Raw genomic sequence first — 12,895 nt, 5'->3', positions numbered from 1 at the left:
TGCGGTGCGGGGCGGGCGGTCCGGCTCGGCGCGCGTCGCGCCTCACGGTTGCGGGTCAGCTCCGGGTTCGCACCGGATTCTCCCGTCCCGACGTGTGCACGGTAGCCCGTCCGCCGGCCGGCTCCGCGGCAGGGGTGCGGCGCGCGGCGCGGGCACCGACGCGGTGTCAGCGCTGGCCACGCACGCTTTCCGGGCGATTGTCATGGGTGCGACCGGCCGAAGTGGTCCTGACGTTCGAGGGGTAACTGGTCCAGATCTGTCCGGTCGCAGAACGTCGGGCGTCCCTAGCCTGAAGTCGCCGTCGAGGGTCGGCCGCAGCGAGGCGGCGGGCCGGGACGGCACGCAGGGGCCCTGCTCGTGCTCGTGGTCTGACAAGGAAGTGACCCGTGGACATCAACGAAGTCATCGTCTGGATCCTCATGATCTGCATGGTCCTGGGTGGTCTGGACCGCGCGATCGGCTGCCGCTTCGGCCTCGGCCAGCAGTTCGAGGAAGGGTTCAACGCGATGGGGCCGCTGGCCCTGGCGATGGTCGGCGTGATGTCGCTGTCGCCCGTGCTGGCCCGGATCCTCGACCCTGTCATCACCCCCATCTACTCGCTCGTCGGCGCGGACCCGTCGATGTTCGCGGGGACGCTGCTCGCGTGCGACATGGGCGGCTGGCCGCTGGCGTTGGAGATGGCTCCCGGCATCGACGGCGTCCCGTCGATGGCCGCGCAGCTCTCCGGCCTGATCCTCGGCTCGATGATGGGCCCGACCATCGTCTTCACGATCCCCGTCGCGTTGTCGATCATCGACAAGAAGGACCGCGGCTACCTGGCCAAGGGCATCCTCGCCGGCATGGTGACGATCCCGCTCGGCGTGTTCGTCGGCGGCCTGGTGGCCGGCTTCCCGATGTCGATGGTGCTGCCCAACCTCGTACCGATCATCGTCGTCGCCGTGCTCATCGCGCTCGGCCTGTGGTTCATCCCCAACGGCATGACGCGCGGGTTCGAGGTCTTCGGCAAGGGCCTGGTCGCCCTCATCTCGATCGGCCTGGTCATCGGCGTCTTCGAGGAGCTCACGGGCACCGCGATCATGCCCGCCGGCTGGGAGCTGATCCCGCCGTCCGAGGGCATCGCCGTCGTCGGCTCGATCGCCATGATGCTGCTCGGTGCGTTCCCGGCCGTCCACCTCATCATCGAGTTCGCCTCCAAGCCGCTGGCCAAGGCGGGCACCCTCATCGGGGTCAACGACACCGCGGCCGGCGGGCTGATCGCCACGCTGGCGAACAACATCCCGATGTTCCAGATCATGAAGGACATGGACCCGCGCGGAAAGGTCGTCAACGCCGCGTTCGCCGTCTCCGCCGCCTTCGCGTTCGGTGACCACCTCGGGTTCGTCGCCGGTGCCTCGCGAGACCTGATCTTCCCCGTCATCGCGGGCAAGCTCGTCGCGGGCGTCACCGCGATCGTCGTGGCGCTGCTGATCTTCGGCCGGTCGATGCCCAAGTACGAGCCCGACCCCGCCCAGGGTGGCGCCGTCACCGGCAGCGCGGTGGCCTGACATGCTCATCGCCCGCGTCCTGGGGTCGGCCGTCTGCACGATCAAGGCAGAGTCGCTGCGGGGAGCCAAGCTGCTGGTGGTGCGCCGCGCGACGCCCGCCGACGAGCTCGTCGGCGAGCCTTTCGTGGCCGTCGACGCCGTGGGCGCCGGCCAGGGCGAGCTCGTCCTGGTGGCCCAGGGCAGCGCTGCCCGGCACACCGAGCCCACCGCGGGCGCACCCACCGACGCCGTGATCATGGCGATCCTCGACTCCGTGGAGGTCGAGGGTCAGGTGACCTTCAGGAAGAGCTGAGGGCGACGTGGCGGAGACCCGGCAGGTGCTCAGCGTGGGCATCGACATCGGCACGACGACGAGCCAGTTCGTCCTGTCGCGCCTGACCGTGAGCAACCAGGCCCGTGGCGGCCTGGTGCCACGGCTCGGGGTCGAGGGGCGCGCCGTCCTCTACCAGTCGCAGCCCCATCTGACGCCGCTCGCCGCACCCGACCGCATCGACGTCGCCGGCGTGCTCGGCATGATCCACCGGGAGTACGAGCTCGCCGGGATCGACGCCGCGCAGGTCGAGAGCGGTGCCGTCATCGTCACGGGCGAGACAGCGCGCACGCGCAACGCCGAGGCCATCCTCAACGGCCTGTCCGACCTTGCGGGCGAGTTCGTCGTGACCGTCGCCGGACCTGCCCTGGAAGCCCAGATCGCCGGGCGCGGGTCGGGCGCGTGCGACTGGTCCACCGAGCACTACGCGACCGTCGTCAACGTCGACATCGGGGGCGGAAGCTCGAACGCGGCCCTGTTCCGCTCGGGCAAGCACATCGGATCCGCCGCGGCCATGGTGGGCGGGAGGCAGGCCATGGTCGATCCGGCCACCGGCATCCTGACCCACCTCAAGCCGGCAGGGGCGACCCTCGTCGACGCGCTCGGCCTCGACCTCGTCGTCGGACGGCGCACCGACGTCGCGGCGTTGCGGCGGCTCACCGACGTCATGGCCGACGTCGTCGTCGACCTCGTGCTGGGAAACGTCACGCCCCTGACCGAGATCGTCGCCCTCACCGCACCCCTGGCGCTCGACGGCCCGGTGGCGGCGTGCTTCGTCTCGGGGGGCGTCGGGCACGTCTACTACGAGGACCAGCCGTGCAGCACGCTCGCGCAGGTCGCCCGGTACGGAGACGTCGGGCCGCTGCTCGCCCGCTCCCTGCGGGAGAACCCGCGCTGGCAGACGCTGCGGATCGAGCGGCCGGCGCAGACGCTGCGGGCCACCGTCCTGGGCGCCTCCAGCCAGCAGGTCACCCTGTCCGGTTCGACGATCTGGACCGACCCCGAATACCTGCCGCTCAAGAACCTGCCCGTCGTCGAACCGCGGTTCGGGTCCCTGCTCGAAGGTCATGTCGAGCCGCGGGACGTGCGCGCCGCCGTCGACGGAGCGGTGCGGCGCTGGGACCTGGAAGCCGATCACGGCGCCTTCGCCATCGTGCTCGACCTGCCCGAACGCCTCGCCTACCGGCAGGTCGTCGGCCTCGCCGACGGGCTCGCCGACTTCGCGAGCGACTACCTCCCGCCGTTGCGACCCCTCGTGCTCGTCACCGAGGAGGACTACGCGCAGGTGCTCGGCCAGACCCTCAAAGGGCGCCTGCCCGATCAGCCCGTCGTCGTCGTCGACCAGATCGGCCTTGACGAGGGCGACTTCATCGACATCGGCGAGCCCTTGTTCGACGGGCGCGTGGTGCCCGTCTCCGTCAAGACGCTCGTCTTCTACCAGTGACCGACCCGAGGGAGGGGCACATGTACCCACACCTGCTACCCGAGCGATCGAAGGAGGTGGCGCGATGATCCTGCGCACCAAGCTGTTCGGCACGACCTACGAGTTCGGCACCGTCAAGGAGCTCCTGGCCAAGGCGAACGAGCCGAAGTCCGGCGACCAGCAGGCCGGCATCGCGGCGCACAGCCAGGCGGAACGCGTCGCCGCGCGGTTCGTGCTGGCCGAGGTCCCGCTGTCCGTGCTGCGCGAGAACCCCGTGGTGCCCATCGAGGAGGACGAGGTCTCCCGCGTCATCGACGAGGGCGTCAACGAGACGGTCTACGCGGAGATCAAGGGCTGGACCGTCGGCGACCTGCGCGAGTGGATCCTCGCGAACACGACCGACTCCGACATGATCCGGCGGGTCTCCAACGGGCTGACCGGTGAGATGGTCGCCGCCGTCACGAAGCTCATGAGCAACCTGGACCTGATCTTGGCGGCCAAGAAGATCCACGTCGTGCGGCACTGCCAGAACACCATCGGCCTGCCCGGCACGCTCGGCTCACGCAACCAGCCCAACCACCCCACGGACTCGGTCGACGGCATCCGGGCCGCCCTCTACGAGGGCCTCTCCTACGGGTCGGGCGACTCCGTCATCGGCATCAACCCCGCCGACGACTCGGTCGGCTCGGTCTCGCGGCTGCTCGACATGACCAAGGACGTCATCGACCGCTGGGAGATCCCCACGCAGAACTGCGTGCTCGCACACGTCACCACCCAGATGGAGTGCCTGCGGCGCGGAAGTCCCGTCGGTCTGGTGTTCCAGTCGATCGCCGGGTCGCAGAAGGCCATGGAGAGCTTCGGTGTGTCCGTGGGCCTCATCGACGAGGCGGCGGCGCTCGCGGCCAAGCACTGCTGGACGCAGGGCCCCGACTACATGTACTTCGAGACGGGCCAGGGTTCGGCGCTGTCGGCCGACGCGCACCACGGCGCCGACCAGCTCGTCCTGGAGGCCCGCATCTACTCGATGGCCAAGCGGTGGCACCCCTACCAGGTCAACACGGTCGTGGGGTTCATCGGCCCGGAGTACCTGTACGACGCCGTCCAGATCACGCGCGCCGGGCTCGAGGACCACTTCATGGGCAAGCTGACGGGCATCTCGATGGGCTGCGACGTCTGCTACACCAACCACGCCAAGGCGACCCAGAACGACCTGGAGAACCTGGCCGTGCTGCTGGCCGCCGCGGGCGGCAGCTACATCATGGGCGTCCCCATGGGCGACGACGCCATGCTCTCGTACCAGTCGACCAGCTACCACGACGCTCCCGCGCTGCGCCAGGCCCTGGGCCTGCGCCCGCTGCCCGAGTTCGAGGCCTGGATGGAGGGCATCGGGCTGTGGCGTGACGGAGCCCTCACCGACCTGGCCGGCGACCCGTCCTTCTTCCTGCAGAGGTGAACCCATGACCGACGACATCACCCCGGCCGCAGGCCTGGCAAACATCGACCAGCTCGTGGCGAGGGTCATCGCCGAGCTCGTCCGCGAGGGAGTCTCGCTGACCCCCGACGCGACCCGGCCGCACGCGGCCACGGCCACCGACGGCGAGCTGGTCATCGACCTGCCCGACCCGACCCTGGAGGCGGCCCGGCGCACCATCGGGATCGCCGAGCCCTACGACCCCGACGGGTTGCGCAACCTGTGCGCGACGACGACGGCGCGGCTCGGCGTCGGGCGCACCGGGGCCCGCCCCCGCACGGCCTCGCTGCTGCTGTTCCAGGCCGACCACGCCGTGACCCAGGACGCCATCTACGGCGTCGTCGACGACGCCACCAAGGACGCGCTGGGGCTGTTCACGGTCACGACGCAGGTCGCCGACCGCGAGGAGTACCTGCTGCGCCCGGACCTGGGGCGGCGGCTGTCCGAGCACGGCAAGGCGACCATCGCCGAGCGGTGCGTCAAGCGTCCCGACGTGCAGATCTGCGTGGGCGACGGGCTCTCGGCGGCGGCGATCAGCAACAACCTGGCCGACATCTACCCGGTCATCGAGCAGGGCCTGACCGCGGCCGGCCTGAGCCTGGGCACCCCGTTCTTCATCGAGAACGCGCGCGTCGGCGTCATGAACGACGTCAACGCGATCATCGGGGCCAAGGTCGTCGTGCTGCTCATCGGCGAGCGCCCGGGCCTGGGCATCGCCGACGCCATGAGCGCCTACATGGGCTACGACCCGCAGCCCGGCAAGTCGGACGCCGATCGCGACCTGATCTGCATGATCACCACCCACGGAGGGACGAACCCGCTGGAGGCGGGCGCCTACGTCGTGGAGTTCGTCAAGAAGATGATCCAGCACTCCGCCAGCGGCGTCCGGCTGCGGGACGTCGCCGGGGCCGAGTGAGACGAAGGAGCACGCCATGCCCATCCTCGAACCAGTCAAGCCGACCATCCTGGCCACGCGCATGATCCCGAACGTCGACCGCGGCTACGCGGCCAAGCTCGGGCTGAGCGACACGCAACGCTCCGTCGGCCTGCTCACCTGCGACATCGACGACTCGCTGTACGTCTCGCTCGACGAGGCGACCAAGTTCGCCGAGGTCGACGTGGTCTACGCCAAGAGCTTCTACGCCGGCTCGGCGCACGCCTCAGGCCCGCTGTCGGGCGAGATCATCGGCATCCTCGCGGGGCCCGACCCCGCGGAGGTACGGGCCGGGATGGACGCCGCCATCGCCTACTGCACGGAGGAGGCGTGGTTCTACACGGCCAACGAGGCCGGAGACCTCGCGTTCTTCCCGCACCTGATCAGCTCGACCGGCTCGTACCTGTCGCAGGCCGCGGGCATCGCGCGCGGTCAGTCGCTGGCATACCTCATCGCGCCGCCGCTCGAGGCGACGTACGGCCTGGACGCGGCCATCAAGGCGGCCGAGGTCGAGATGAAGGTCTTCTACGAGCCGCCGTCCGAGACGAACTTCGCGGGCGGCCTGCTGACCGGCTCGCAGAGCGCGTGCCGCGCGGCGTGTGCCGCGTTCCAGGACGCGGTGCTCGACGTCGCGGCCTCGCCCCGCAAGTACTGACCGGCCCGCCGACCGGCGGCCGGGAGCACCGACCCAGGAGGTGACAATGACGCTCGACGCAGACCTCGTCGCGATTCAGCACGCCCGTGACCGGGTCGTGGCCGCGAACGAGGCCATGCATGCCTTCCAGTTCGCCCCGCAGGACGAGGTGGACAGGATCTGCGAGGCGATGGTCGCGGCTGCCGTGCGCGAGGCGAGCCGGCTCGGCGTGCTCGCGCACGAGGAGACCGGCTTCGGCGACGCCGAGCACAAGCGGATCAAGAACGAGTTCGCGGCGTCGAGCGTCTGGGAGTCGATCCGCGACGTGCCCACGTGCGGGGTGATCGGTCGTGACGAGGCTCGCGGGATCGTGGAGATCGGCTGGCCCGTCGGGGTCGTCGCGGCGTTGGCGCCGTCGACCAACCCGACGTCGACGGCGATCTTCAAGATCTTGATCGGCGTCAAGGCCCGCAACGCGGTCGTCGTGGCCCCGCACCCGTCGGCACGGCGCTCGACGGCGGAGGCCGTGCGCGTCATGGCCGAGGCGGGCGAGCGCGCGGGGATGCCGCCGGGCCTGGTGTCGTGCCTCACGGAGATCAGCGTGGAGGGCACGCAGGCCCTGATGAGCCACCGGCTGACCTCGCTCGTGCTCGCGACGGGCGGGCCGGGGATGGTGCGCGCCGCGCACTCGTGCGGCAAGCCCGCGATCGGCGTCGGGCCGGGCAACGTGCCCGCCTACGTGGACCGCAGCGCCGACGTCGGGCGGGCCGCGCAGATGATCGTCGAGTCGAAGGCGTTCGACTGCTCGACGATCTGCGCCACCGAGCAGGTCGTCGTCGCCGACGCCCCCGTGGCCGAGCACCTGCGTGACGCCATGCGCGCCCACGGCGCGCACTGGCTCAGCCGCGACGAGGCGAACCGGCTCGCCGCCATGCTCTTCCGGCCCGGTGGGCTCATGGTCGCCGACTACGTGGGCCGCACCCCGCAGTACCTGGGCGAGCGCGCCGGGATCGCGGTGCCGGCCTCGGCGCGCGTGCTGGTCGCGGACCTCGACGGCGTGGGCGCGGCGCACCCGCTGTCGCGCGAGAAGCTGACCACGGTGCTGGGCTTCATGGTCGTCGACGGGTGGCGTGCCGGGTGCGAGCGTGCGATCGAGCTGCTGCGGTTCGGCGGCGACGGCCACTCGGTCGTCATCCATGCGCGCGACGAGGAGGCGATCCTCGCGTTCGGCATCGAGAAGCCCGCGTTCCGCATCCTGGTCAACACCTGGGGCTCGTTGGGCGGCATCGGAGCCACGACGGGCCTCGAGCCGTCGCTCACGCTGGCCCCCGGCGGGCTGGGCGGAGCCACCGTCTCCGACAACGTCTCGGTGCGCCACCTGCTCAACGTCAAGCGTGTCGCGTATCACCGCGCCGAGCCTCCCGCCGCCGCAAGGACGCCGGGCACCGGTGCGCGGCGCGCGACGGAACCGCTCGCGTCCGATTCGGACACCGCTGCTGCGGCGGTCGAGCGCATGGTGCGCCGCGTCGTCGAGCAGCTCCTGGGAGGGACGACGCATGTCTGATCACGTGCCGCCGCCGGGACCACCGGCCTCCCCGGCCCCGCCGACATCACCGGCCGCCGTCCCCTCGGGCCCCCAGCCCGCGGTCACGAGGCGCAGGAAGGTAGCGGAGGCAGGCCGCGATGAGCCCGTGCGGCGGCCCGCGAGCAGCAAGCCGCTCGCGGGCACGACGAGGGCCGCCGCTGCGAAGGCTGAGCCCTCGCAGGCAGAGCCCTCGCAAGCAGAGCCCCAGCAAGCCAAGCCTTCGCAGGCCAAGCCCACGAAAGCGAAGCCCTCGAAAGCCAAGCCCTCGCAAGCAAGGGCCACGCCAGCTCCGGCCCCAGCGCCGGCGCCCCGTTCCACCACCACCCACACAGCAAGGAGCACTGCCATGGCTGATGTCCAGATGATCGCGCTCGGCATGGTCGAGACCAAAGGCCTGATCGGCGCCGTCGAGGCGGCCGACGCGATGGTCAAGGCCGCCAACGTCAAGCTGATCGGCAAGGAGCAGATCGGCGCCGCCTACGTGACCGTGATGGTTCGTGGCGACGTCGGCGCGGTCAAGGCCGCGACCGACGCCGGTGCGGCTGCCGCGGGGAGGGTCGGCGAGCTCGTCTCCGTCCACGTCATCCCGCGGCCGCACACGGACGTCGAGCAGATCCTGCCGCAGGCCCAGTAGGGGGTGAGTGGTGATGGGTCGCATCGCGATCAGCGCTGCTGACGTCCGTGCGGCCGGCGAGGGCGGACGGCTCGAGCTGCCGGCCGGTGCCGTGGTCACGCCTCTGGCACGCGAGGTGGCCGGTGACCTTGGCGTCACCCTGGTGGAGGCTGCGCCTGCGACGGGACTCCGCCCGTCGCAGGCGCCCGCCGCGCCGGTCGTGCCTGCGCTCCCGCAGGCGCCCTGCCCGTCCGCGGGGCCGGCCGCCGACGCCGTCGAGGCCCGTGTACGGGCGATCGTCGCGTCGTTGCTCGGTGCGGGCACCGCTCCGGTGCCGTCCGCGCCCTCGCTGCCCGCGCGCCCCGTCGTCCTCGCTCGCGCGAGCGAGGCGCCGCTCGCGCCGTTCGGCTACCCGGGCCCCGAGCCTGGGCAGGACGTCCGCACCGCCGATGTCGTGACGTCCGCTGACGGGGCCCCGATGGCGGCCGGCTACATGACGCTGACCAAAGGCTCGTTCCCGTGGACCCTCACGTATGACGAGGTGCAGGTCGTGCTCGAGGGCGAGCTGCGCATCGGCACGCCCGACGGCGAACGGGTCGGGCGCCCCGGTGACGTCCTGTACGTGCCGCGGGGTTCGCGCATCACGTTCGGCACGCCGGGCTGGGCCAAGTTCGTGTACGTCACCTTCCCCGCCGACTGGGAGGAGAACCTGCGGTGATCCTCACCGAGGCCGACCTGCGTGACCGCCTGCGGCGCCCGACCCCGGGCGCCGTGGTGCTCGTGCCGCCGGGGGCGCGGCTGTCGCCCGCGGCGGCCGACTTCGTAGCGCAGTGGCGGCTCGTGCTCGACGACGCGGGGTCCCCGGCAGACCCGTCCGGCGGGCACGACCCGGGCGGGCACGCCGCCGCCCGGCCGGGCTGGGACCGGGACGCGTCGTTCCCGGTCGACGGCGACGCGGCGCCGCTGTGCACGCAGTGCGGCTCGACCGTCGACACCAAGCCCAGCCGCCTGACCCAGCTCAACCGGAACCACTACGTGCCCAAGACGCACCCGCGCATCGTGCTGCGCGGCCGGCTCGACTCGCTCGGCGCGCACCTCCTGGCCGTGGCCGGCGACGCCGTCGCCGCGGGGCACGACGGCGCGGGCGCCGACCTGGCCACCCTGGCCGCCTACTGCCGCGAGCTGCTCAGCGCCGAGTACAACGAGCGGCCCGCCGCAGGCCTGGTGCTCGACGGCCGGGACGCCGAGCAGATCCGTGCCGCGACACACGACCCGGTCGGCACGCTCGGCGTCGCGCACGTGACCCTCACCGAACGGTCGGCGCCGGTCCAGCACCGCGTCAACGCGTGCCGCACCCACGCGCGCGAGGTCGAGATCGTGGCCGCGGGCGTGTTCCCCAGTCCGCACCACCCGTACGGCGCGTCGGTCTGCGAGGGGCTGAACCGGTTGTCGTCGGCGTGCTACCTCGTGCAGCTCCTGCTCGCCCGCGGGGGCCTGGCATGAGCGCGGGCCGGACCGCCGTCGCGCCCGTTCCGGGCGTCGCCCCGGCGCCGGACGACGCGAACCCCGGCGTCCCCGTCGACGAGGCCGGGCGCCGCGGGCATGTCGCCGCGCTCATGGCGCGCGCGCGAGCCGCGCTCGACACGCCTCGCCCCATCGGCGCCGACGTGCCGATCCGTGTCGGCGTCGACCTCGGCACCGCGTACACCGTCATCACCGTGACCGACGCCGACGGCGACCCGCTGGCAGTCGCGACGACGTTTGCCGACGTCGTGCGCGACGGCGTCGTGTGGGACTTCGCCGGCGCGAGCCGCGTCGTCTCCGGCCTGCGTCACGAGCTCGAAGTGGCCACCGGGCGGAGGCTGACGTGCGGCGCGGTGACCCTGCCGCCCGGCGTCGACGCCTCCGACGCGCGCGCCCACCGGTACGTGCTGGAGTCCGCGGGCATCGAGTGCGCGACCGTCGTCGACGAGCCGACCGCGGCCAACGCCGTCCTGCGGCTGCGCGACGGCGCCGTCGTCGACATCGGGGGCGGCACCACCGGCACGGCCGTGGTGCGCGACGGCGTGGTGGTCGCGACGGACGACGAGCCCGGCGGCGGCACCCACCTGAGCCTGGTGCTCGCCGGCGGCCTCGGCGTGCCCTTCGAGGAGGCCGAGCTGCTCAAGCGCGACCCGGCGTTCCAGCAGCGCTACCTGCCCCTGGCCGTGCCCGTGTTCGAGCGGCAGGCCGGCATCGTGGCCCGTGCCGTCGCGGGGCACGACGTACCCGCCGTCGTGCTCGTCGGCGGCACCTGCGCGTTCGCCGGCATCGACCGTGTGATCGCGCGCGTCACGGGCGTCCCGTGCACCGTCGCGCCCGAGCCCGCCCTGGTGACGCCGCTTGGTGTCGCCTGCTTCGCCCCGCCCCTGACCGATGACGGAGCCCTGCCATGAACCCTCCCGCGACCCCGGCGGCCCGCGTGCCGCACGAGGACTTCCAGCTGCGTGCGTACTGCCACATCGACCGCATGCAGCCGCAGTTCGCGGCGTTCATCGGGACCATCACGCAGGGCGACCCCGTGGTCGAGGGCTGGGCCGCGCTGTATGTCGAGATGGCCCCCGGCAACTGGGTGTTCCCCATCGTCGACCGCGTGGTCAAGTCGACCGACGTGCGCCCCGGCAGCCAGATCGTCGAACGGCACTACGGCATGTTCGAGGTGCACTCGGGCTCGCAGGCCGACGTGCTGCGCGCCGGCGAGGTGGTGCTCGAGGAGCTGGGCCTCGTGCGCGCGGACCGCATGCGGCCCAACGTCGCGTCCGTCCAGGTCGTCACCAACGTCAACCCGTTCCAGTGCCAGCTCCTCAACCGGTTCAACCGCGGCACCATGATCGTCGCGGGGGAGACCATGCTGGTGCTGGAGGTCGAGCCCGCCGCGTACGTCACCCTCGCCGCCAACGAGGCCGAGAAGGCCGCGCCCGTGCGCCTCAATCACTTCTCGTCGGTGGGAGCGTTCGGTCGCCTGTGGATGTCGGGCACGGAGGCCGACGTGCTGGCCGCACGGGACGCAGCGCTCACGGCGCTCGCCTCCGTCGACGGCGTCGGCTGAGGCGGTCGGGATGACGAGCCGCGACCTGACCGGCCCCGCGCGCCGGCCCGTGGTGACCCGCTCGCGCGTGCGGGACGCCGTCGGGCGCGGTGTGCGTGAGCTGCGCCTGCCCGCGGGCGCGATCCTCACTCCCGATGCGCGCGACCTCGCGCGCGACCACGGGGTGCGGCTCGTGGTGAGCGACGGTGCGGTGCCGGAGCGCGGCGCCACGACCGTCCCCGGCGCCGGGTTCCTCGACGCGCTGTACGCGCGCGCTCGCGAGGCCGACCGCACGATCGTGCTGCCGGAGGGCACCGAGCCGCGGGTGTGCGCGGCCGCCGCAAGCGTGCGGGAACAACGCATCGCGCGGCTGGTGCTGCTCGGCCCCGACGACGTCGTCGCGGCCACCGCGCGCGCCGCGGGGCTCGACCCCGGCGACGTCGCGATCTGGGACCCGCAGACCTCCCCGCATCGCGCGGCCTTCGAGCGGCGCTATCTGGAGCTGCGCGGCAGCAAGGGCGTCACTGCGGACCTGGCGCGCGCCGCGATGGGGGACGTGTCGTGCTTCGGCACGATGATGGTCGCCGAGGGCCTTGCCGACGGCATGGTCTCGGGTGCCGTCCACACCACGGCCGAGACGGTGCGTCCCGCGCTGGAGATCATCCGCACGGCCGACGACGCCGAGCTCGTCTCCTCGGTGTTCCTCATGTGCCTGCCCGGCACCCGTGACGTGCTCGTCTACGCCGACTGCGCGGTCAACGTCAACCCCACGGCCCGGCAGGTCGCCGCGATCGCCGTGGCGTCGGCGCGCACCGCACGTCAGCTCGGCATCGAGCCACGCGTCGCCCTGCTGTCGTACGCCACGCACGGCTCGGGTTCCGGGCCTGACGTCGATCTCGTGCGCGAGGCCACGGCGCTGGTGCGCGCGGCCGCTCCCGAGCTGCCCGTCGACGGCCCGCTGCAGTACGACGCCGCCGTCGACCCAGGTGTCGGGGAGCGCAAGGCACCCGGCTCGCCCGTCGCGGGACGCGCGACGGTGCTCGTGTTTCCCGACCTCTCGGCCGGGAACATCGCCTACAAGGCCGTCCAGCGGTCCGCGGGCGCGCTCGCCGTGGGACCGGTGCTGCAGGGGCTTCGCAAACCCGTCAACGACCTGTCGCGGGGGGCGAGCGTCGAGGACATCGTCTCCACGATCGCGGTCACGGCGGTCCAGGCGCAGGTCGCCGCGCCCGCGTCCTGACCGAGGGGCGAAGCGCCCTGGACGCGCCGCGGGCGCTGCCGTCCGCCGGGGCCCTGCGCGCGGTGGCAGGCGTC

The 12,895-nt window shown here is 72.4% G+C and carries 13 protein-coding genes; all 13 read left to right on the top strand.

Annotated features, from left to right (window positions below):
- Window positions 1-386 precede the first annotated feature (386 nt).
- On the top strand, window positions 387-1,544 hold the full coding sequence (locus ET495_RS08730; RefSeq protein WP_129204296.1) for an ethanolamine utilization protein EutH: 1,158 nt from the start codon (window positions 387-389) through the stop codon (window positions 1,542-1,544).
- A 1-nt stretch (window position 1,545) separates the two neighbouring features.
- Window positions 1,546-1,836, top strand: coding sequence for a EutN/CcmL family microcompartment protein (locus tag ET495_RS08725; protein WP_129204295.1), 291 nt, complete (start codon window positions 1,546-1,548; stop codon window positions 1,834-1,836).
- 7 nt (window positions 1,837-1,843) lie between these two features.
- Entirely contained in the window at window positions 1,844-3,298 is a 1,455-nt protein-coding gene (locus tag ET495_RS08720; RefSeq protein WP_129204294.1) for an ethanolamine ammonia-lyase reactivating factor EutA, read from the top strand.
- A gap of 64 nt (window positions 3,299-3,362) precedes the next feature.
- Complete coding sequence (locus tag ET495_RS08715; protein ID WP_129204293.1) at window positions 3,363-4,730, top strand: ethanolamine ammonia-lyase subunit EutB; 1,368 nt, start codon at window positions 3,363-3,365, stop codon at window positions 4,728-4,730.
- A 4-nt stretch (window positions 4,731-4,734) separates the two neighbouring features.
- Window positions 4,735-5,664, top strand: coding sequence for an ethanolamine ammonia-lyase subunit EutC (eutC, locus tag ET495_RS08710; protein WP_129204292.1), 930 nt, complete (start codon window positions 4,735-4,737; stop codon window positions 5,662-5,664).
- Between the two features lie 16 nt (window positions 5,665-5,680).
- Window positions 5,681-6,337 (top strand): ethanolamine utilization microcompartment protein EutL, encoded by a 657-nt coding sequence (gene eutL / locus ET495_RS08705; protein WP_211340941.1) that lies wholly within the window; start codon window positions 5,681-5,683, stop codon window positions 6,335-6,337.
- 46 nt (window positions 6,338-6,383) lie between these two features.
- Window positions 6,384-7,880 carry an aldehyde dehydrogenase family protein gene (locus ET495_RS08700; RefSeq protein ID WP_129204291.1) on the top strand — a complete coding sequence of 499 codons (1,497 nt, stop codon included), beginning with the start codon at window positions 6,384-6,386 and terminating at the stop codon, window positions 7,878-7,880.
- 367 nt (window positions 7,881-8,247) lie between these two features.
- On the top strand, window positions 8,248-8,535 hold the full coding sequence (locus ET495_RS08695; RefSeq protein WP_129204290.1) for a BMC domain-containing protein: 288 nt from the start codon (window positions 8,248-8,250) through the stop codon (window positions 8,533-8,535).
- Window positions 8,536-8,548: 13 nt separating this feature from the next.
- A complete protein-coding gene (locus ET495_RS08690; RefSeq protein WP_129204289.1) occupies window positions 8,549-9,232 on the top strand; it encodes a cupin domain-containing protein in 684 nt (227 codons plus the stop codon).
- Window positions 9,229-10,017 carry a hypothetical protein gene (locus tag ET495_RS08685; RefSeq protein ID WP_162616416.1) on the top strand — a complete coding sequence of 263 codons (789 nt, stop codon included), beginning with the start codon at window positions 9,229-9,231 and terminating at the stop codon, window positions 10,015-10,017. Before ET495_RS08690 ends, ET495_RS08685 begins: the two co-directional genes overlap by 4 nt.
- Window positions 10,014-10,949, top strand: a complete 936-nt coding sequence (gene eutJ / locus ET495_RS08680) for an ethanolamine utilization protein EutJ (RefSeq protein WP_245993385.1) — start codon at window positions 10,014-10,016, stop codon at window positions 10,947-10,949. The genes ET495_RS08685 and eutJ overlap by 4 nt, the downstream gene beginning before the upstream one ends.
- Entirely contained in the window at window positions 10,946-11,602 is a 657-nt protein-coding gene (locus tag ET495_RS08675; RefSeq protein ID WP_129204286.1) for a hypothetical protein, read from the top strand. Before eutJ ends, ET495_RS08675 begins: the two co-directional genes overlap by 4 nt.
- Window positions 11,603-11,612: 10 nt before the next feature.
- Window positions 11,613-12,821, top strand: a complete 1,209-nt coding sequence (gene pta, locus ET495_RS08670; RefSeq protein WP_129204284.1) for a phosphate acetyltransferase — start codon at window positions 11,613-11,615, stop codon at window positions 12,819-12,821.
- The last annotated feature ends 74 nt before the right edge of the window (window positions 12,822-12,895 follow it).

The sequence above is a fragment of the Xylanimonas allomyrinae genome, assembly GCF_004135345.1.
In the GTDB taxonomy this organism is placed as follows: Bacteria; Actinomycetota; Actinomycetes; order Actinomycetales; family Cellulomonadaceae; genus Xylanimonas; species Xylanimonas allomyrinae.
This window is presented reverse-complemented; position numbering and strand designations above follow the sequence as displayed.